The organism is Kribbella sp. NPDC056345 (assembly GCF_042262745.1).
Classification (GTDB): domain Bacteria; phylum Actinomycetota; class Actinomycetes; order Propionibacteriales; family Kribbellaceae; genus Kribbella.
In genome coordinates, this window is the sequence record NZ_JBHJQQ010000005.1 from 415,555 (window position 1) to 434,316 (window position 18,762).

At 68.5% G+C, this 18,762-nt stretch carries 19 protein-coding genes; 8 read left to right on the plus strand and 11 right to left on the minus strand.

The features are described 5' to 3' along the window. Positions 1 to 19: 19 nt before the first annotated feature. The 4 genes from ACFCV3_RS20710 to dxr are packed head-to-tail and all read right to left on the minus strand — an operon-like array spanning position 20 to position 4,263. Positions 20 to 574 (minus strand): nucleosidase, encoded by a 555-nt coding sequence (locus ACFCV3_RS20710; RefSeq protein ID WP_376032046.1) that lies wholly within the window; start codon positions 572 to 574, stop codon positions 20 to 22. Continuing rightward, on the minus strand, positions 571 to 1,719 hold the full coding sequence (ispG, locus tag ACFCV3_RS20715; protein ID WP_376032048.1) for a flavodoxin-dependent (E)-4-hydroxy-3-methylbut-2-enyl-diphosphate synthase: 1,149 nt from the start codon (positions 1,717 to 1,719) through the stop codon (positions 571 to 573). The genes ACFCV3_RS20710 and ispG overlap by 4 nt, the downstream gene beginning before the upstream one ends. 25 nt (positions 1,720 to 1,744) lie before the next feature. Further along, positions 1,745 to 3,055 carry an RIP metalloprotease gene (locus ACFCV3_RS20720; RefSeq protein ID WP_376032050.1) on the minus strand — a complete coding sequence of 437 codons (1,311 nt, stop codon included), beginning with the start codon at positions 3,053 to 3,055 and terminating at the stop codon, positions 1,745 to 1,747. Beyond that, on the minus strand, positions 3,052 to 4,263 hold the full coding sequence (dxr, locus tag ACFCV3_RS20725; protein ID WP_376032052.1) for a 1-deoxy-D-xylulose-5-phosphate reductoisomerase: 1,212 nt from the start codon (positions 4,261 to 4,263) through the stop codon (positions 3,052 to 3,054). The genes ACFCV3_RS20720 and dxr overlap by 4 nt, the downstream gene beginning before the upstream one ends. 71 nt (positions 4,264 to 4,334) lie before the next feature. Here dxr and ACFCV3_RS20730 point away from each other — a divergent pair, with 71 nt between their 5' ends. The 4 genes from ACFCV3_RS20730 to ACFCV3_RS20745 all read left to right on the plus strand — a co-directional run bounded on the left by ACFCV3_RS20730 (position 4,335) and on the right by ACFCV3_RS20745 (position 7,385). After that, a complete protein-coding gene (locus ACFCV3_RS20730) occupies positions 4,335 to 4,913 on the plus strand; it encodes a DUF1707 domain-containing protein (RefSeq protein WP_376032053.1) in 579 nt (192 codons plus the stop codon). 46 nt (positions 4,914 to 4,959) lie between these two features. Beyond that, positions 4,960 to 6,123: an acyl-CoA dehydrogenase family protein gene (locus ACFCV3_RS20735; protein WP_376032055.1), complete on the plus strand. Its 1,164-nt coding sequence runs from the start codon at positions 4,960 to 4,962 to the stop codon at positions 6,121 to 6,123. A gap of 4 nt (positions 6,124 to 6,127) precedes the next feature. Then, positions 6,128 to 7,015: a phosphotransferase enzyme family protein gene (locus ACFCV3_RS20740; RefSeq protein WP_376032057.1), complete on the plus strand. Its 888-nt coding sequence runs from the start codon at positions 6,128 to 6,130 to the stop codon at positions 7,013 to 7,015. 70 nt (positions 7,016 to 7,085) lie between these two features. Continuing rightward, positions 7,086 to 7,385, plus strand: coding sequence for a hypothetical protein (locus tag ACFCV3_RS20745; RefSeq protein WP_376032058.1), 300 nt, complete (start codon positions 7,086 to 7,088; stop codon positions 7,383 to 7,385). Here the strand turns inward: ACFCV3_RS20745 and ACFCV3_RS20750 are convergent. Next, the gene (locus ACFCV3_RS20750; RefSeq protein WP_376032059.1) at positions 7,364 to 7,855 is read right to left on the minus strand and encodes a GNAT family N-acetyltransferase; all 492 of its coding nucleotides are present in this window, start codon (positions 7,853 to 7,855) and stop codon (positions 7,364 to 7,366) included. The two genes, ACFCV3_RS20745 and ACFCV3_RS20750, sit on opposite strands and share 22 nt — an antisense overlap. Before the next feature lie 77 nt (positions 7,856 to 7,932). Between ACFCV3_RS20750 and ACFCV3_RS20755 the strand changes: the two genes are divergently transcribed. Further along, positions 7,933 to 8,304, plus strand: a complete 372-nt coding sequence (locus ACFCV3_RS20755) for a nuclear transport factor 2 family protein (RefSeq protein ID WP_376032061.1) — start codon at positions 7,933 to 7,935, stop codon at positions 8,302 to 8,304. A 1-nt stretch (position 8,305) separates the two neighbouring features. On the opposite strand, the gene ACFCV3_RS20760 is transcribed toward ACFCV3_RS20755, so the two are convergent. After that, positions 8,306 to 9,019 (minus strand): SDR family oxidoreductase, encoded by a 714-nt coding sequence (locus ACFCV3_RS20760; RefSeq protein ID WP_376032063.1) that lies wholly within the window; start codon positions 9,017 to 9,019, stop codon positions 8,306 to 8,308. Positions 9,020 to 9,089: 70 nt separating this feature from the next. Here ACFCV3_RS20760 and ACFCV3_RS20765 point away from each other — a divergent pair, with 70 nt between their 5' ends. Both ACFCV3_RS20765 and ACFCV3_RS20770 read left to right on the plus strand, forming a co-directional pair. Further along, entirely contained in the window at positions 9,090 to 10,019 is a 930-nt protein-coding gene (locus tag ACFCV3_RS20765; RefSeq protein WP_376032065.1) for a LysR family transcriptional regulator, read from the plus strand. Between the two features lie 86 nt (positions 10,020 to 10,105). Further along, the gene (locus tag ACFCV3_RS20770; RefSeq protein ID WP_376032066.1) at positions 10,106 to 10,879 is read left to right on the plus strand and encodes a PIG-L deacetylase family protein; all 774 of its coding nucleotides are present in this window, start codon (positions 10,106 to 10,108) and stop codon (positions 10,877 to 10,879) included. On the opposite strand, the gene rny is transcribed toward ACFCV3_RS20770, so the two are convergent. The 3 genes from rny to ACFCV3_RS20785 form a co-directional block, all read right to left on the minus strand. Further along, entirely contained in the window at positions 10,860 to 12,560 is a 1,701-nt protein-coding gene (rny, locus tag ACFCV3_RS20775) for a ribonuclease Y (protein WP_376032068.1), read from the minus strand. The genes ACFCV3_RS20770 and rny overlap by 20 nt on opposite strands. 580 nt (positions 12,561 to 13,140) lie before the next feature. Then, entirely contained in the window at positions 13,141 to 13,692 is a 552-nt protein-coding gene (locus tag ACFCV3_RS20780; RefSeq protein ID WP_376032070.1) for an antitoxin, read from the minus strand. Between the two features lie 124 nt (positions 13,693 to 13,816). Further along, the gene (locus ACFCV3_RS20785) at positions 13,817 to 16,060 is read right to left on the minus strand and encodes an ATP-binding cassette domain-containing protein (protein WP_376032071.1); all 2,244 of its coding nucleotides are present in this window, start codon (positions 16,058 to 16,060) and stop codon (positions 13,817 to 13,819) included. 62 nt (positions 16,061 to 16,122) lie between these two features. On the opposite strand from ACFCV3_RS20785, the gene ACFCV3_RS20790 reads away from it, so the two are divergent. After that, on the plus strand, positions 16,123 to 17,085 hold the full coding sequence (locus ACFCV3_RS20790; protein WP_376032073.1) for a helix-turn-helix transcriptional regulator: 963 nt from the start codon (positions 16,123 to 16,125) through the stop codon (positions 17,083 to 17,085). On the opposite strand, the gene ACFCV3_RS20795 is transcribed toward ACFCV3_RS20790, so the two are convergent. Together ACFCV3_RS20795 and ACFCV3_RS20800 are read right to left on the minus strand one after the other, a co-directional pair. Continuing rightward, positions 17,043 to 17,453 carry a hypothetical protein gene (locus ACFCV3_RS20795; RefSeq protein ID WP_376032075.1) on the minus strand — a complete coding sequence of 137 codons (411 nt, stop codon included), beginning with the start codon at positions 17,451 to 17,453 and terminating at the stop codon, positions 17,043 to 17,045. The genes ACFCV3_RS20790 and ACFCV3_RS20795 overlap by 43 nt on opposite strands. Continuing rightward, on the minus strand, positions 17,453 to 17,974 hold the full coding sequence (locus tag ACFCV3_RS20800; RefSeq protein ID WP_376032077.1) for a regulatory protein RecX: 522 nt from the start codon (positions 17,972 to 17,974) through the stop codon (positions 17,453 to 17,455). The genes ACFCV3_RS20795 and ACFCV3_RS20800 overlap by 1 nt, the downstream gene beginning before the upstream one ends. Between the last annotated feature and the right edge of the window lie 788 nt (positions 17,975 to 18,762).

The window sequence follows — 18,762 nt, forward strand, 5'->3', positions numbered from 1 at the left end:
CGGCACCGCAGGGATCGGGTCATGCCTCGCGCACGTACTGCGTGAGCCACTCCCCCAGCACCTTGGCACTGGCATCGACCATGGCCGGCCAGTCGAACGCCGCATCGTCAGCAGAGTCCGACACGTGCTTGACGACCTTCACCGGTACGCCGAACTCGCGGCAGGCGTAGACGACGCCGTACGCCTCCATGTCCACCAGATGCGCCCGCTCCGCAAGCCGATCCCGTACGACGGGGTCGGCCACGAACACGTCGCCCGACGCCAGCACCGTCCCATCACCGCCGTCGACCGGCAACTCCTCCTGCGGATCCAGCCCGATCGCCCGGATCGCCTCCGCATTCAGATCGTGGTTGATCACCGCACTCGGCAGGTAGATCCCCGACAACCCGTCCCGCAGCGCCCCCGTCGTACCAACATTCAGCACCACCAGATCCGCCGTGTCCCGCCCCGCCAACGCCCGCGCCACGGCGACAGCCGCCTGCGTCTTGCCGACCCCGGTGATCAGTACCGGCAGCCCCTCAGGGACATACCGCGCCTCACCGGGTACAGCACTGACGACCAGGTACTGCGTCATCCGACGGTGACCGAGGGTTCGCCGGTGGCGGAGTCGCCCATTTCTTCGGCGATGCGGAGGGCTTCCTCGATCAGGGTCTCGACGATCTTGGACTCGGGGACGGTCTTGATGACCTCGCCCTTGACGAAGATCTGGCCCTTGCCGTTGCCGGAGGCGACGCCGAGGTCGGCTTCGCGGGCTTCGCCGGGGCCGTTCACGACGCAGCCCATGACGGCGACGCGGAGCGGGACCTCCATCCCCTCGAGGCCGGCGGTGACCTGCTCGGCCAGGGTGTAGACGTCGACCTGGGCGCGGCCGCAGGAGGGGCAGGAGACGATCTCGAGTTTGCGCTCGCGCAGGTTCAGCGACTGCAGGATCTGCAGGCCGACCTTGACCTCCTCGACCGGCGGGGCCGAGAGCGAGACGCGGATGGTGTCGCCGATGCCCTTGGAGAGCAGCGCGCCGAACGCGGTGGCGGACTTGATGGTGCCCTGGAAGGCGGGGCCGGCCTCGGTGACGCCGAGGTGCAGGGGCCAGTCGCCGCGCTCGGAGAGCAGCTCGTAGGCGCGGACCATGATCACCGGGTCGTTGTGCTTCACGGAGATCTTGAAGTCGTGGAAGTCGTGCTCCTCGAACAGCGACGCCTCCCAGACCGCGGATTCGACCAGCGCCTCGGGCGTGGCCTTGCCGTACTTCTTCAGCAGCCGCGGGTCGAGCGAACCGGCGTTGACGCCGATCCGGATCGAGGTGCCGTGGTCCTTGGCGGCGGCCGCGATCTCCTTGACCTGGTCGTCGAACTTGCGGATGTTGCCCGGGTTCACCCGGACCGCCGCACAGCCGGCCTCGATCGCGGCGAACACGTACTTCGGCTGGAAGTGGATGTCGGCGATCACCGGGATCTGCGAGTGCTGGGCGATCTCCGGCAGCGCTTCCGCGTCGTCCTGCGACGGGCAGGCGACCCGGACGATGTCACAGCCGGCCGCGGTCAGCTCCGCGATCTGCTGCAGCGTGGTGTTGACGTCGGAGGTCAGCGTCGTGGTCATCGACTGCACCGAGATCGGCGCGTCGCCACCGACCAGCACCTTGCCCACCTTGATCTGGCGGGTCTTACGGCGCGGGGCCAGGACGGGCGGCGGCAGCGCGGGCATGCCCAGGGAGATACTCATGATTCCTTACTCGTGGGTGAGAGGGTCAGCCGTTGAACAGACGGATCGGGTTCACGATGTCGGCGATGACGAGCAGCACACCCATCACCGTGATCACGGTCGCCATCACGTAGGCGATCGGGAGCAGTTTGGCGACGTCGACGTACCCGGGGTCGGGGCGGCCGAACAGCTTGGCGAAGCCGCGCCGCAGACCCTCCCAGATCGCGCCGATCATGTGGCCGCCGTCGAGCGGCAGCAGCGGGATGAAGTTGAACAGGGCAAGGAACAGGTTCAGCGAGGCCAGCAACGAGACCAGGAAGGCGATCCGCTCACCACCGGTCAGGTCGTTGTTCGACGCGATCTCGCCGGCCACCCGGCTGGCGCCGACGACACTCATCGGGCTGTCCTGGTCGCGCTCGCCGCCGACGATCGACTTCGCGACGCCGACCAGCTTCTCCGGGAAGCGGCCGATCGCCTTCACGGTGGCGACGGTCAGCTCGCCCATCTTGTCGACCACGAACGCCGGCCCCTGGCGCTCCAGCTTCATCTCCGGCGAGACACCGAGGAAGCCGACCGAGACGTACTCGTCCGACCCGGCCTCCTTGGGGACCTGGTTCACGATCGTGTTGGTCTGCAGGGTCTGCTGGGCGCCGTTGCGCTCGACAACGATCGTCGCGGGCTTGTCGGTGTTGGCGCGGATCAGCGGGGTGAGCTGGTCCCAGCTGGAGATCTGGGTGCCGTTGAACGACACGATCTTGTCCCCGACCTGGAAGCCCGCGGTCTTCGCCGGCGACACCGTGTCGTTGTCGGTGCACTTGCGGTCCACACTGGCCTGGCTGGCCGGGATCACGCAGTCGGTGACCGTGGACACGGTCGTCTGCGCGACGTTGGCGCCGTACAGCATGAAGAGCCCGCCGAACAGGACGAACGCGATCACGACGTTGACCAGCGGGCCGGACGTCATCACGATCAGCTTCTGCCACCACGGCTTCTGGTAGAACAGCCGCCCGTTGTCGGCCGGGTCGATCGTCTCGTACTCCGCGTTGCGCGCGTTCTCGGCGATCGACTGGATCGGGCCGGTGCTCGCCTTCCGCACCTTGCCCGGGTCCTGGCCCTTGGCCGGCGGCAGCATCCCGATGATGCGGACGAAACCACCGGCCGGGATCGCCTTGAGCCCGTACTCCGTCTCACCGCGCTTGACCGACCAGACGGTCCGGCCGAACCCGAAGAAGAACTGGGTGACCTTCATTCCGAAGGCCTTGGCAGGCACCATGTGACCGACCTCGTGCAGCGCGACCGACACCATGATGCCGATCACGAAGACCACGATGCCGAGGAAGGTGAGCAGTGCGGTCATGCGTTCGTGGTCTCCTGTACTCCGGTGATCTCGCGCGCCCGGGTCCGCGCCCAGGCGTCTGCCGCGAGGACGTCGTCGACGGACAGCTCCTCGTACGAGGGTACGTCGTGATCGGTCAGCACCCGGGCCACTGTGTCGACGATCGCCAGGAACGGCAGCCGGCCGTCGCGGAACGCCTGCACGCAGACCTCGTTCGCGGCGTTGAAGACGGCCGGGGCGGTACCGCCGCGGGTGCCGGCCTCACGGGCCAGGCCGACCGCCGGGAACGCCTCGTCGTCCAGCGGGAGGAACTGCCAGGTGCTCGCGGTGGCCCAGTCCCACGGCGGCGACGCGTCCGCTATCCGGTCGGGCCAGCCCAGACCGAGCGCGATCGGCAGCGTCATGGTCGGCGGCGAGACCTGCGCGATCGTCGAGCCGTCGTGGAACTCGACCATCGAGTGCACCGCCTGCTGCGGGTGGACGACGACCTCGACCCGCTCCATCGGGATCCCGAAGAGCAGGTGCGCCTCGATCAGCTCGAGGCCCTTGTTGACCAGCGTCGCAGAGTTGATCGTGACGACCGGGCCCATCGCGAAGTTCGGGTGGGCAAGCGCTTGCTCCACGGTGACGTCGGCGAGCTCGCTGCGCTTCCGGCCGAGGAACGGCCCGCCGCTCGCCGTCAGCAGCAGCTTGCGGACCTCGTCGGGTGCGCCACCACGCAGGCACTGCGCGATCGCGCTGTGCTCGGAGTCGACCGGCACGATCTGCCCGGGCTTCACCCGCCGGGTGACCACCGGACCGCCGATCACCAGCGATTCCTTGTTCGCCAGGGCGAGCGTGTTACCCGCGTCGAGCGCCGCCAGCGTCGGGTGCAGACCGACCGAACCGGTGATGCCATTCAGTACGACGTCGCACGGGGTCGCGGCCAGCTCGCTCGACGCGTCCGGTCCGGTGATGATCTTCGGGATCCGGAACTCGCCCTGCGCGTACCCCTGGCGCTGCGCCTCGGCGTAGAACGCCAGCTGCAGATCCTGCGCCACTGTGGCCTTCGCCACCGCGACCACCTCGACACCGAACTCCAGCGCCTGCTCCGCCAGCAGCCCGACGTTGTCGCCACCGGCCGACAGGCCGAGCACCCGGAACCGGTCGCGGTTGCGCCCGATCAGTTCGAGCGCCTGGGTGCCGACCGAACCGGTCGAGCCGAGGATGACGACGGTGCGCGGATTCACGTCGCCATCATCCCAGGTGGCGGTGTGTGCTGTAACCGTCGCCCCGGAGTAAACGGCGTACCGTTGGCCACATGAGTCTGGAGCAGCCGCCGCCCGGTCAACGGGCCTCTGACAACGACCGCGAACGCGCTGCCACCGTGCTCCAGGAAGCACATACTGACGGCCGCCTCGACTTCCAGGAGCTGGACGAGCGACTGACCCAGGTGTACGCCGCCAAGACACAGCTCGAACTGCGCGATGCGACCGCCGACCTGGTCCCGGTCCGGGACACCACCAAGTCGGCCGAAGTGACGATCCGCGCCACCCACAGCGCGCAGAAGCGTGAGGGCGCCTGGCAGGTCCCGGAGCGGGTCGCCGCCGAACTCGTGCACTCCTCGGCCCGCCTCGACTTCACCGACGCCACCGTGCATTGGCGCGAGGTGACGGTCACGGCCAACCTCACCCACAGCTCGATGACGATGATCGTGCCGGTCGGCTGGTCCGTGACGCTGGACGACGTCGAGCTGCACGGCGGCTCCGCTTCGAACAAGACAGCGCCGGCCGGACCGAACGGCGTACACCTGATCGTGAAGGGCGCTGCGCGCTACAGCTCGATGACCGTTCGGCACCCGCGCAAACGCCACTGGTGGTGGCCTTGGTACCGGAAGTGAGATAAACCTCCCTTCACTGTGGTCTGGTTAGGGCTAGCGTTTGGCCATGACCGTTTCGCTGGATCTCGTTGACGTCGACTCGCTGCTGACTGCGGAGGAGGTCGATGTCCGGGCGGCTGCGCGGCGGTTCGCCGATGAGCGGTTGCGGCCATCGCTGCCGGAGTGGTTCGAGAGCGCTTCGATCCCAGCTCGGGAGTTGGCCAAGGAGCTGGGGTCACTCGGGTTCCTGGGGATGCACTTGACCGGGTACGGGTGTGCCGGGCTGGGGCCGGTGGCCTATGGGCTGGCGTGTCTGGAGATCGAGGCTGCGGACTCGGGTATGCGGTCACTGGTGTCGGTGCAGGGGTCGCTGGCGATGTACGCGATCTGGAAGTACGGCAGCGCCGAGCAGAAGGAAGAGTGGCTGCCCCGGATGTCCGCGGGCGAGGCGATCGGGTGCTTCGGGCTGACCGAGCCCGACTTCGGTTCGAACCCCGGTGGGATGCGGACGAACGCGCGGCGCGACGGTGACGACTGGGTCCTGAACGGTTCGAAGATGTGGATCACCAACGGCTCGGTCGCCGATGTCGCGGTGGTGTGGGCGCGGACCGACGAGGGGGTGCGCGGATTCGTCGTACCGACGGCGACGCCGGGATTCTCCGCGCCGGAGATCAAGCTGAAGATGTCGCTGCGGGCATCGGTCACGTCGGAGCTCGTGCTGGAGGACGTCCGGCTGCCGGCCGGCGCCGTACTGCCGGAGGCACAAGGACTGTCGGGCCCGTTGGGCTGTCTGAACGAGGCACGCTTCGGCATCATCTTCGGTGCGATGGGTGCGGCCCGGGACTGTCTGGAGACGGCGATCGCGTACGCCGGTGAGCGGAGCGTCTTCGACAAGCCGCTGTCCGGCTACCAGATCACGCAGGCCAAGATCGCCGACATGGCCGTCGAGCTCAACAAGGGCATCCTGCTGGCCGTCCACCTCGGCCGGCTGAAGGAGAAGGGCACCCTGCGCCCCGAGCAGGTCAGCGTCGGCAAGCTGAACAACACCCGTGAGGCCATCGCGATCGCTCGCGAGTGCCGCACCATCCTGGCCGCCAACGGCATCAGCGGCGAATACCCGATCATGCGGCACGCCAACAACCTGGAGTCCGTCCTCACCTACGAGGGCACCTCCGAGATCCACCAACTGGTCATCGGCCAGGCCCTGACCGGCCAGAACGCGTTCCGCTGACCGCATGCTCGCAGAACCCACGATCGACCGTTCAGCGCTGCTCACTGCGATCAAGACGTCGTACGGCGTCTCCGGCGAACTGACCTTCATCCCGCTCGGCTGGGGCTCGGTCTGCTATCGCCTGGGCGACGACTACTTCGTCAAACTGTGGGTGGATGCGGAGAGCGCGGCCGGTGCCCTGCTCCGCTTCCCCCTGGTCGACCAGTTGCACACCCGGGGTTTCCGCGTCCCCTACGCGGTGCCGACCACCACCGGCGAGCTCTCCGTCTCCATACCCGACGGCATCGTCGCCCTGTTTCCGCTGCTACCAGGCAGGTCTCCCGACGGCTGGACCGTGCCCCTGCTGCACCAACTCGGCCACGTGCTGGCCCGGCTCCACACAGTTGTGCCGACTGTCGCCCTCCCCCGGGAGGAGTTCGCCATGCCGCACCAGGCTCAGCGCGAACGCCTCCTCCGGCTGCAGACCGCCGTACGACGGCTGCCGCAGCGGATCGTCCTGTGTCACACCGACCTGCACAACGGCAACCTGCTGGTGGACGACACCGGGCAACTCAGTCTGCTCGACTGGGAGAGTGCTCGGCTGGCTCACCCGGAGTGCGACCTGGCCCTCTTGCTGCAGACGGAACAGCCTGTCGACGCCCATGCGCTCACCCACGTGTTGGAGACCTATCCGGCCGATGTGCCGCTGCACCTCGATCTGTTCGCGTTCTACCTCCTGCGGCGATATGTGGCCGACTACTCGGCCAGAGCCTGGCGGCTGGAGCAGCCCGGACTGACGGCGGCAGACGAGGCTGAGGCGCGCGAGGGGATGGTGACGTGGGGCTCAGCGCAGTGGGAGGCGTTGGAGCGGACCCTGGATCTGGTGCGTGACGCACTGCGCATGAGGGGGTGACGCCTTGGGTACAGGGAGTGAAATCCATTACTCCACGTCACGGGGCCAGGTGTTCCGAGAGGAGTCAGACATGCGAATCGGAGTCGGAATCGCGCTCGTCACCATCGGCGCCATCATTGCGTTCGCTGTCCGGGACACATCGGGCAGCCTGAACCTCCGCGCGCTGGGCATCATCGTCATGCTGGCCGGCGCCGCCGGCATCTGGTTGTCCTACCGGCTCGCCAACCCGCGGATGCGCGACGAGGCCACCATGCTCAAACCGGGCGTCGAGAAGCAGTACAGCGTCGCCCCGCACGACAAGGTCGCCGAAACCACCATCGACGTCACCCCCACGCACCTGCGCGAGGATCACAACGGCTTGAGCAAGTAGTCACACTCATCGGCATGTGACCGCACGACGCTCCCGTCCGCCGCCTGCTCGGTCCACCGATCGACAACCCGCGCCCCGGGCCACAGCCGGTATCCCAGTCGCTCGTACAACCGCCGGGCGCCATCGTTGCCGAGTCCGACGCCGAGCCCGATCCACGCCCGGCCCCAGTCCCCCGCCAACGCCTCGGCCGCACGGACGAGCGCCGTACCGACGCCTTCGTTGCGGACGAACGCGTCCAGCCCGTTGATCTCCGCCGGGTCCTCGGCAGCGCGCAGTTCGGCGTACTTCGAGTGCCGCAGCAGCATGGTCTGCCCCACGAGTGCACCTGCACGACGAGCCAGCAGGTAAACGCCGTCCCCACTCTCCTGCGTCTGCCAGCGGCCGCGCACATGGTGCTGCGCCGCGGGTGCGCCGGCCAGCGACTCGATCAACTGATCGACATCTGCCTGGGTGGCCGGCGCAATCTCCATGCCCCGACCGTACGACGTACTTGCGCCGTCCGCAGCGGGTTTAAGGCTGGGTGAAGGTGCTGGCGGAGGGTGGGGTGATGGACCGGAATCGGGAGTTGCTGGAGCGGTTGTGGCCGTCGGACGGGCAGTTGGCACTGTCGGCGGAGGCGGAGCACGAGATGCGGGCGGACGACTACGTGCTGGAGATGCCGCAGTCGGGTGAGCGGATCGTCGGGCGGGACCGGATGCGGGCAATGCAACGCGAATACCCGAATCCGCCGTCGATCCAGGTACTGCGGATCACCGGGGCGGGCGACCACTTCGTCGTACTGGCGCGGTCGGACTACGGCGGCGACATCTACTACGTGGCGAACGTCGTGGAGTTCGCGGACGGGCGCATCGCCCGCGAGACCCGCATCTACGGCTCGCCGTTCGACCCGCCCGCCTGGCGGGCCAAGTACGCCGACTGACTCAGACCAGGCGGGCGCCGCCGTCGAGGTGCAGGACGGTGCCGGTCAGGAACGGGTTGGTGATCGCGCCCAGGACGGCGGTCGAGATGTCCCGGGTCGTGCCTACGCGGCGAGCTGGGATGCGGGCGGCGGTGTCGGCGAACAGCTTCTCTTTGCCTGCGCCGTCCCAGACGCCTGAGTCGATGATGCCGGGCGAGACGGCGTTCACGCGGACCGGCGCCAGCTCGACGGCGAGGGCCTGGGCCAGGAACGCCACCGCGCCGTTGGTGGTCGCCGTGACGGCCATCCCGACTTTGGGGCGCCAGGCAACGATCCCGGCGAAGAGCGTGACGGAGACGGTCGGCCGGAGGTGTTTGACCAGGAGCAGCGCACCGATCACCTTCGCGTCGAAGGCGCGGACGATGGCCTCGCGCTCCAGCTTCTCCACCGGAGCCTTCGCCGGCGCATTGGCGAGCGAGATCAGGTGCTCGACCACAACCTCCCGCCGGCTGAGTTCGGTCGCCAGTTCGGCGATCGACTCTTCGTTGCTCAGGTCAACGACCGCCGTGGCGACCGTGCCCTCGATCCTTGCGGCGACAGCTTGTACGGCGTCGGAGCTGCGACCCGTGATGGTCACCTGCGCGCCCTGGTCCACGGCATCCTGGGCCAACTGCCGGCCGATCCCCGAGGATCCCGCAACGATCAGTACCTGCTTGCCCGCTAGTTCTGTTGTCATGCGATCAGCTTCGCCGTCGGTCGGCATCAGCACAAAGACTTGTTTTCGAGGTCTGCCATAGACTGTTTCTATGCCTACGTTGCGAGCCCTGGAGTGCTTCGTCGCGACTGTCGAGACCGGTTCGATCACCGGGGCCGCCGCCAAGCTGCACCTCTCGCAGCCCGCTCTGTCGCACCAGATCGCCATGCTGGAGAACGAGCTGGGATCCCCACTCCTCGAGCGGCTTCCCCGCGGCGTCCGCCCCACGTCCGCCGGACGCGAGGCGCTCCCGCCGGCGCGGGCAGCCATCGAGGCCGCCGGACGCGTCGTACAGGCCGGTCGTGCCGCCCTCGACGAGGGCGAGCTCCGGATCGGCTGCGCCGGTTCGATGACGGCGGGACTGCTCGCACCGCTCCTCCGCACCTGGCGCCGGCGTCACCGGAAGATTCGCCTCGTCCTGCAGGAGCGGTCCAGCGCCGACGAACTCGCTGCGATGGTTACCAACGACGAGATCGACGTCGCGATCTGTCCTCGCCCGACCCGCTGGGACGGCGCCCTCGAACTGCTCGCCAGCGAGGAGGTCGTGATCGTCTTCGCGACCGGCGACCCACTCGGCGACCACCCCGGCCCGGTCCCGATCAGCGCGCTGCACGGCTACCCAGTCATCCAGTACGCCGGTCCGCACGGCCTGGCCGGCTGGCTCGACGGGTTGTTCAGGGAGCACCAGGTGTCCCCCGAGGTCGTCATCCGGACCCGTCAAACCACGACGGCGCCCGCCTTGGCCGCGGCGGGACTCGGGGCGGCCGTCGTACCGGTCAGTGGCATTCCGGCCGGCTTCACAGGGTCCGTGCACCGGCTTGATCCGCCGCAGGCGCGGGATGTCGTCGCGTTGATGGTGGGGCGGAGCGACGTACTGGTCCAGCAGTTCGTCGGCAGTCTGCGCGAGACCGGTCTCCGGATTCCGGCGGCGGTCCTGCGGCAGCTGGAGGCAAGAGCTGAAGGTGCACGGTCGGGCCGCTGAGCCCGGCCGATCGGGCAGCGTCCTCGCTGTGCGGTGACTCGCGTGGTCAACTGGAAAGAAACCTTCCAATTACCTCTGGGGACCACATGCGCACCGACAGACCGATCATGGTCGTTTCACCTCATCTCGACGATGCAGTGCTGAGTGTTGGCGCGACAGTGGCCGCTCTGGTCGACCGGGGTCGCGATGTCACCATCTGCACGGTGTTCGCCGGTGATCCGGCGCCGCCGTTCTCGGAGTTCGCCGACGCGTTCCACACCATGTGCGGGCTCGGCGACGACGCCGTACAGCGGAGGCGTCAAGAGGACCTCGAGGCCACCGGGATCCTCGGGGCACGGCCGCTGCATCTGCCGTTCCTGGACTCGATCTATCGCCTGGACGAGATCGAGTCCTTCGCTTCCCTGTTCGAGGCACCGACGGACAACGCGCTGGCCGAGGAGATCGCTCAAGCGATCCACAAGTCCTTCGGTGACGAGTGGCCGGCCGAACTGTGGACCTGCGCGGCCTTCGGTGATCATGTCGATCATCGGATCACCCGCGATGCGGTCGCCCGGTTGGCGCGTGAGCACAACCTGAAGCTGGTGTTGTGGGAGGACTTCCCCTACGCGGCCGGGCAGGCGCACTCCGCAGCCGGCCGACCGGTATCCGTGCCGGATGTCACCCCAGCGCATCTGCAGCAGAAGATGGACGCGGTCGCGCGCTACCCGTCGCAGCTGGCCATGCTCTACGACGCGGAGCGGGACTGGCGCGACGGCATGGAGCTGGACTGGCGCTCAGAGCTGCTCGAGCACGCGGCCGATCGAGTCGAGCACGGCGGCTACGAGCTGCTCTGGCAGGCTGCTACTTCGCGACCTCGGTAGCCCGCGACTCCCGTACGACGGTCACCCGGATCTGCCCCGGATACGTCAGCTCCTCCTCGACCTGCTTGGCGATATCGCGCGCCATCACCTGGGCCGCGATGTCGTCGACGGCGTCCGGCAGCACCATCACGCGGATCTCGCGACCGGCCTGCATCGCGAACACCTTCTCGACACCGTCGTGGTGCATCGCGATCTCCTCGAGCCGCTCGAGCCGCTGCACGTAGGCCTCCAGCGACTCCCGGCGGGCACCCGGCCGGCCGCCGCTGACAGCATCCGCGGCCTGAGTCAACACGGCCTCGACCGTCCGGACCTCGACCTCGTTGTGGTGCGCCTCGATGCAGTGGACGACGTCGTCGCTCTCACCCCACTTGCGGGCCAGGTCGGCACCGACGATCGCGTGGCTGCCCTCGGACTCGTGCGTGAGCGCCTTGCCGATGTCGTGCAGGAAGGCGCCACGCTTGCACAGCTTCGGATCCAGCCCGAGCTCGGCCGCCATCATCCCGGCGATGTGCGCGGACTCGATGAGGTGCTTCAGCACGTTCTGCCCGTACGACGTCCGGTAGCGCAGCAGGCCCATCGTCCGCCTGAGCTCGGGATGCAGGTCGGTGATGCCGACCTCGGCCATCGCGTCCTCGGCGGCTCGCTCGCACAGCTCGGCTACCTCACCCTTGCTGCGCTCGTAGATCTCCTCGATCCGGCTCGGGTGGATCCGCCCGTCCAGTACCAGCGAATCCAGCGTCAGCCGCGCGGTCTCCCGCCGGACTGGGTCAAAACAAGAGAGAAGCACTGCCTCGGGGGTGTCGTCGATGATCAGGTTCACGCCGGTGGTCTGCTCGAACGAGCGGATGTTCCGCCCCTCGCGCCCAATGATCCGGCCCTTCATGTCGTCGCTGGGCAGGTGCACGACGGACACCACCGACTCGCTCGTCTGCTCGCTCGCGAGTCGCTGGACGGCACCGGTGATGATCTTGCGCGCCTTCGTCTCCCCCTCGTCCAGCGCCTGCCGCTCGAGATCGCGGACGATCGTGTGCGCGTGCCGCTTCGCCTCGGCCTCGATCGACGCGACCAGCTCGGCCCGGGCCTGCTCGGTGGTCAGGTTCGCGACGCCTTCGAGAATGCGGCGGCGCTCGTCCTCGAGATCCTTGATCTCGGCCTTGCGCTGGTCGAGCTCGGCCAGCTGCGCGGCCAGCTCGCTCTGCCGCTCCTCAGCCTGCCGGTGCTGCTCGTCGAGCCGCTCCTCGCGCTCGGTCAGCCGGTGATCGCGCCGCTCCATCTCCAGGCGCTGCTCACGCAGATCGTCGCGGATCGACTGCGCCTCCGCCTCGGCCTCACGCCGGACGTCCGACGCCCGCTGCTCCGCATCCCGCCGTACCTCCGAGGCCCGGTCCTCCGCGGCGCGGCGAATCTCCTCCGCGCGCTGCTCGGTCGTCTCCGCCCGCACCCGCAGTACGGCGGCCTCCTCCTCGGCCTGCCGCTTGATCAGCTCGGCCTGCGACTTGGCGCCACTCGTGATCGTCGAGGCCTCGAGCTGCGCGTTGGCCAGGGCGGCCGAGTTGTCGGCGGCCTTGCGGCGGGACAGCGTGAAGCCGATCCAGGCCAGCAGGCCGGCGATCACCAGACCGACCACGGTCAGGCCGATCACGGTCGGCCCGGCGGAGCTCGCCAATGCCACGAGTGCCATCGGCCTCTCCCCTCGTCGAGTCACGCACCAGGCGGGACTGTGTCAGTCGGTCGGAGAGATCACTCACTGTCACCGGGTACGGCGATATCCGGTGCCAACCGGTCCAGCTGCGACGGCTCGGACTCCAGGCGACGGGGGCATCGCCACCAGGGCACCGTCGATCCGGCGGCAGACCTGTCGCCGTCGTTTCGCTCAGCTCGTGAGAACTGCCAGCTCGCTATAACCGCCACCGTCAGGTGGAGTGATCCCTTCGTATTCCCGAGGCTAGGCGTGCCCCATCACCCGGTCAAGACGGACACTCGCCCACGGCCCCACCACATCCGCGACCCGATCGCAGCAACAGACCAGCACTCGAAGTGGTCCAGCATTCTCACTCGGCAACGAAGCCCCGGCCCACCCCCACCACCGTCACTGCCAGTGCACACAGAGCGATCACCACACCCACCGCTCAACCCAGCCCAGGAATGAAACCGCGCCGCCTGTCGCCGTCCCGTTCTCCCGGTGCCACCCTCCCGAGGATGACACCGTGAGTACGATTGACTACTTTCCGCTACAGGCGGCGCATCCGGTCCTGCCGCTGCTACTCGCGCGGGCCGGGCAGGCCGCCGGTGGCGGTTCCGCCGGTCTCGGCGCCTTCGGCCGATGAGCCGGCCGAGGCGGCGTCGGACGGTTCGGGGGTCTCGCCGCCGACGGTCCAGCCTTCGGGATCTGCGGCCGCGGCGTCTTCCTCGGCACCGGCGGCATCTTCTGCGGCGCCTACCGCATCTTCCTCCGCACCAGCCGCGTCTTCTGCTGCGCCTGCGGTGTCTTCTTCGGCTCCGGCTGCATCTTCCGCAGCGCCCGTGGCGTCGTCGGCTGCGCCGGTCGCGTCGTCGGCTGCGGCGGTTGTGTCGTCGGCGGGTTGCGGGGTGCTGTCGGGGGTGGCGTCCGGCGTCGCGGTGGAATCGCCGTTCTGCTTGTCGACGAAACCGCCGACCTTTTCTTGTACCGCGTCGACCTTGGCCGCGTACTTCCCGCCGGTCTGCTGGTCGATCAGATCACCGGCTTTCTCGACGCCGGCCTTGATCTTGTCCGGGTTCTGCTTGACGACGTTCCGGAGCCAGTTCTTCGCCTGTTCCTGGAATTCGTTCATTGCACCCTCCGCGGTGTGTCAGGGGCGGATCGACGGAAAATCCCCAGCGTACGGACCCGGCAAAACACCGGGCCTACTTCGGATAACACACCGTCGCAACCGACCCGTCAACGCCCCTCGCCGCTCACACCGCCACGGATTCGGCCGCCAGCGCGCGGCTCGTCGGCGTCTCCCGGTCCAGATAGTCCTCCGGCCGCCCTTCGAACAGCACCGTTCCGCCGTGCCGGCCGGGCCCCGGACCGAGGTCGATCAGCCAGTCCGCCCGCCGGACCACCTCCAGATTGTGCTCGACCACGACCACGCTGTGACCGTGCCCGACCAGCCGGTCCAGCACCCCCTGCAGTGTCTCGATGTCGTCCAGGTGCAGCCCGGTCGTCGGCTCGTCCAGCACGTACGTCGTCCGCCCCTCCGCGACCCGCAGTTCCTTGGCAATCTTCACCCGCTGACATTCACCACCGGAAAGCGTGTTCAGCGACTGCCCGAGCCGCAAATACCCCAACCCGACCGCCGCCAGTTGCCGCAGCCCGCGGGCGATGCCCGCATCGGGTAACTCCGTGATCGCCTGCTCGATCGTCAGGTCGTCGACATCGGCGATCGAATACCCGTTCACCAGATAGGTCAGGGATTCCGGCGAAAATCGCCGGCCGGCACAGGCCGGGCACACCACCTCCTGCCCTTCCATAAAAGCGAGGTCGGTGTGCAGCACACCAAGTCCCCGGCACTCCGGGCACGCCCCGGCCGAATTCGCGCTGAACATCGCCACCGGTACGTCGTTGCTCTGGGCAAACAACTTTCGGATGGCCGGCGCGATCCCGGTGTACGTGACCGGCGTCGACCGCCGGCTCGTCCCGACCGCCTTCTGGTCGATCACCACGGCGGCATGCTGCGCCACCAACTCGGCCGCCAGACTCGACTTCCCGGAGCCCGCGACCCCGGTCAGTACCGTCATCACCCCACCCGGAATCCGTACCGTCACATCCCGCAGGTTGTTCCGTACGGCGTTCGCCACCACCAGCTCGCCGTCCGGCCGCCGTACGCCGTCGCCCGCCCGGCCCGGTCGTCTCAGCGCACGCCCCGTCGGCGTCTCGGCCGCCCGGAGATCGTCGTACGTGCCCTGGAACACCACCCGGCCGCCCGCAGCCCCGGCACCCGGCCCGACCTCGATGATCTGGTCGGCGTGCCGCATCACCGCGGGATCGTGTTCCACCACGAGCACGCTGTTGCCGCTGTCCCGCAGTTGCTCGAGCAGGGCGATCATCGACTCCACATCGGTCGGATGCAGACCGACAGTCGGCTCGTCGACGACGTACGTCAGCTCTGTCAGGCTCGACCCGAGCTGCTTCACGGTCTTGATCCGCTGCGACTCACCGCCCGACAAGCTCGTCGTCGCCCGCGCGAGCGCCAGGTAGCCGAGCCCGATGGTGACCATCGCCTGCAGCCGCGCCGCCAACGCCGACACCACCGGTACGACGGCCGGCTCATCGATCCCCCGCACGAACTCCAGCAGCTCGGTGATCTCCCACCGAGCCAGCTCACCGATCGTCCGGCCGAGCACGGTCGCAGTTCGCGCCGGCTTCGCGAGTCGATCCCCGTCGCACTCCGGGCAGGTGCCCGACCGGGTGAACTGCTGGATCGCCGCCTGCTTGCGCTCCGACAGGTTGTCCGCGGTGTGCAGGTAGATCCGCTCGAACCGCTCCACGACACCCTCATAGTCCTTCGGCAGTTTGCGGCCGAGTTCGGCGGCCGCGCGACCGCCGTACAGCAGGGCTTCGCGCTCGCCCTCGGACCAGTCGCGGAGTGGGGTGTCGATGGCGAACGAGCCGATGTCGGCGTACTGCGCGTACCAGTACTTGCCCGGGCCGAAGCCGGGCAACCGGATCGCGCCGTCGGCCAGCGACTTGTCGAGGTCCAGGAACCGGTCGACGGCACTCACGACTACCTCGCCCAGCCCGGAACACGTCGGGCACATCCCGCTCGGGTCATTGAACGAGAACCGGTTCGACTCACCGACGTACGGGTCACTGAGCCGCGAGAACAACAGCCGCAGGTATGTCCACGTGTCGGTGACCGTACCGACGGTCGACCGCGCGTTGCCGCCGATCCGGCGCTGGTCGATCACGATCACCGGAGTCAGCCCGTCGATGTGCTCGACGTCCGGGCGCGCCCATTTCGGCAACCTGTTGCGGGCGAACGGCGGGAAGGTCTCGTTGAGCTGGAATCCGGCCTCGGCGGCGATCGTGTCGAACACCAGCGACGACTTCCCCGACCCCGAGCGGCCGACGAACACGACCAGCTGGTTCCGCGGTACGTCGAGGTCGAGGTTGGCGAGGTTGTTCGTCCGGGCCTGGCGAAGGGTGATAGCTCTCATGTGTGTGACGCTACGACCGGATGTGGCCGGATTCTGGCCGCATCCTTTGCCATCATGGGTGCATGGCCGACGTCACCGCACGGATGCTCGCGTTGCTGTCGACCCTGCAGTCCGGGCGCTCGTTCAGCGGTGACGAGCTCGTCCAGCGGCTCGGCGTCAGCCCTCGCACGCTCCGCCGGGACGTCGACCGGCTGCGCAGCTACGGCTATCCGGTGGAAACCCAGCCCGGTCCCGGCGGCTACTACCGGCTGACCGCCGGGCGAACCATGCCGCCGCTCGTCCTCGATGACGACGAGGCGGTCGCAACACTGCTCGCGCTCGCGTCACTGGGTTCGGTCGGCTCGGCAGCGGAGGGCGGGATCGACGACGCGGCCACGCGCGCCTACGGCAAGGTCGACCAGTTCCTACCGGCGCGGCTGCGATCGCGCGCTGTCGCGGTCCGGGCCAGCGTCGAGACCAGTCACCAAGAAGCGCCGAGCGTGCCCGCGGACCAGCTCGGCGAACTCGCCGAAGCCATCGGACGCCAGGAACAGATCTCGTTCGCCTACCGCACCGCGAGCGGCCCCGAGACCATCCGCCGCGTCGAGCCGTACCGGCAGATCCACCACCTGCTGCGCTGGTACCTGCTGGCCTGGGACCTCGACCGCGACGACTGGCGGGTCTTCCGCGTCGACCGCATCGCCGACCTGCGGCACAGTACGACGTACTTCACCCCGCGACCGCTACCCGCGGACTCAGCGACGGCGTACCTCCGCGAGGGCCTGCAGAAGGCGAAGCACCCGGTGCGACTCGTGATCGATGCCCCGGCCGAGGCCGTCATCGACGCCTTCAAATATCAGGACGTGGAGACCCGAACAGTCGACGCGAACACCACGGAAGTCACCGTGGCATTGGACAGCTGGCACTGGCTCGTGCTGCCGCTGACCTTCCTCGAGGCCGACTTCCAGCTCATCGCGGCGCCACCCGACTTCGTGGCCGGCTATCAGTCCTTTGCGCGCCGTCTTCGCGCCGCGATCACGTCCTGAGCCTGTGCGGCCGGCGCGAACACCAGCCAGCCGTCGAGCAACGCATCTCTCAGCACCGGCTCCGGAACCTGATCCAGCTCGATCAGTACGGCGGCGTAGTTGTCGAAGTGCGAGATCGTGAAGAACCCGTCGCCCGAGCGCGCGGTCAGCACCGCCTCCTTCTCGCCGAGGTCCTCGACCCGGATCGCGAGAATCGGCCCCTCCGGCGGGGTCTCGTCGCCGAAGCGTTTCAGATCCGCCTTGCTGAACGGGCGTTCCCAGGCGTACGCCTTACCGCCGACGACCCAGGTGCGATACCCGTGCCGGGTCGTCTCCTCGGTCCCCGGCAGCTCTGCCACCAGCCGCTCCACATCCTGCAGGGTCGCCATCACTCCACCTCGATCCCGGACGAATCCAGCAGCGGGAACTCTTCGTGTGACGCATCGAGCTCCTGTTTGATGATGCTCATCGCCATCCCACCCGGATAGCCCTTGCGGGCCAGCATCCCGAGCAACCGCCGCATCGCCACCTGCCGGTCGAGGGAGCGCATCGACCGCAGCTTCTTCCGTACGAGCGCGCGAGCCGTCTCCTCTTCCTGCTCCGGATCGAGCTCCTCCAACGCATCCCGCGACAGTTCGTCGTCCACCCCACGCCGCCGCAACTCCTGCGCCAGCGCCCGCTTGCCCAGCCCACGCCCCCGGTGCCGCGACTCCACCCACGCCGTCGCGAACGCCGCGTCGTCGATCAACCCGACCTCGGTGAACCGATCCAGCACCTCATCAGCCACCTCGTCCGCGATCCCCCGCTCCGCCAGCACATCCGCCAGCTCCGCCCGGGTCCGCGGCTGCCCCGACAACTTGTCCAGCAAAATCGTTCGGGCCACCTGCGCCGGATCCGACCCGTCCGCCACCGCGGACTCCCCCAGCTCGTCCGCCGCATCCCGCCGCCGACGCCCACTCCCTACCGGCCCCCGAGACGCCAGCCCACGCTTCTTACTACGCTCCCCCGAACCAGCCCCCCAACCCCCACCAGCCCCACCCGACCGACCAGCCCCACCCCCGCCACTGGACCCATCAGCCCCATCAGAACCACCAGCCCCACCCGAACTACCGGACCCACCCCAACCACCGGCCCCACCTGAACCACCTGCCCCACCTGCCCCACCTGCCCCACCTGCCCCACCTGCCCCACCTGCATTACCAGCCCCACCCCAACCACCGGACCCGCTAGAACCACCGGTATCACGGCCCTCAGCAGCACCACCACGCCGAGCCTTTTTGCCGCCCTGGCGCCCTCCCAGAGACCCACCACCACCCCACCCACGACCGCCGCGCGAACCCTTGGCCGGTCCCCCAGCCTCCGCGTCGTCACCGCTCTGACGCGCAGTAAGCCAACTACGCCGCTCCGGCTCATCCTCAGCCTCGCTGCCCGGCATCGACCGCGCCGCCTCAGCACTTACCTTGCGTTCGGCGGCAGCCGAGCGTGCACCACCTCGCTGGCTTAGCGCCGCACCTTCCGGGGAGCCCTCAGCATCTGCCGACGCACTCGATTCCGCAGCAACAACGTCTGGCACCGTCTCCGGTCCCCCAGACTCATCCGCACCCCACACATCCCCCACGGCCTCCCGCGAGGCCCGCGCAGCCGCACCACCCCGCCCACGCCGCACCGCAGGAACCTCAACTGCCTCGGGAGCAGACG

Bases quoted from the DNA above. Each gene is read 5' to 3' on its own strand.
- ACFCV3_RS20710 (WP_376032046.1), bottom strand. From the start codon at position 574: ATGACGCAGTACCTGGTCGTCAGTGCTGTACCCGGTGAGGCGCGGTAT.
- ispG (WP_376032048.1), bottom strand. From the start codon at position 1,719: ATGAGTATCTCCCTGGGCATGCCCGCGCTGCCGCCGCCCGTCCTGGCC.
- ACFCV3_RS20720 (WP_376032050.1), bottom strand. From the start codon at position 3,055: ATGACCGCACTGCTCACCTTCCTCGGCATCGTGGTCTTCGTGATCGGC.
- ACFCV3_RS20730 (WP_376032053.1), top strand. From the start codon at position 4,335: ATGAGTCTGGAGCAGCCGCCGCCCGGTCAACGGGCCTCTGACAACGAC.
- ACFCV3_RS20735 (WP_376032055.1), top strand. From the start codon at position 4,960: ATGACCGTTTCGCTGGATCTCGTTGACGTCGACTCGCTGCTGACTGCG.
- ACFCV3_RS20740 (WP_376032057.1), top strand. From the start codon at position 6,128: ATGCTCGCAGAACCCACGATCGACCGTTCAGCGCTGCTCACTGCGATC.
- ACFCV3_RS20745 (WP_376032058.1), top strand. From the start codon at position 7,086: ATGCGAATCGGAGTCGGAATCGCGCTCGTCACCATCGGCGCCATCATT.
- ACFCV3_RS20750 (WP_376032059.1), bottom strand. From the start codon at position 7,855: ATGGAGATTGCGCCGGCCACCCAGGCAGATGTCGATCAGTTGATCGAG.
- ACFCV3_RS20755 (WP_376032061.1), top strand. From the start codon at position 7,933: ATGGACCGGAATCGGGAGTTGCTGGAGCGGTTGTGGCCGTCGGACGGG.
- ACFCV3_RS20760 (WP_376032063.1), bottom strand. From the start codon at position 9,019: ATGACAACAGAACTAGCGGGCAAGCAGGTACTGATCGTTGCGGGATCC.
- ACFCV3_RS20765 (WP_376032065.1), top strand. From the start codon at position 9,090: ATGCCTACGTTGCGAGCCCTGGAGTGCTTCGTCGCGACTGTCGAGACC.
- ACFCV3_RS20770 (WP_376032066.1), top strand. From the start codon at position 10,106: ATGCGCACCGACAGACCGATCATGGTCGTTTCACCTCATCTCGACGAT.
- rny (WP_376032068.1), bottom strand. From the start codon at position 12,560: ATGGCACTCGTGGCATTGGCGAGCTCCGCCGGGCCGACCGTGATCGGC.
- ACFCV3_RS20780 (WP_376032070.1), bottom strand. From the start codon at position 13,692: ATGAACGAATTCCAGGAACAGGCGAAGAACTGGCTCCGGAACGTCGTC.
- ACFCV3_RS20785 (WP_376032071.1), bottom strand. From the start codon at position 16,060: ATGAGAGCTATCACCCTTCGCCAGGCCCGGACGAACAACCTCGCCAAC.
- ACFCV3_RS20790 (WP_376032073.1), top strand. From the start codon at position 16,123: ATGGCCGACGTCACCGCACGGATGCTCGCGTTGCTGTCGACCCTGCAG.
- ACFCV3_RS20795 (WP_376032075.1), bottom strand. From the start codon at position 17,453: ATGGCGACCCTGCAGGATGTGGAGCGGCTGGTGGCAGAGCTGCCGGGG.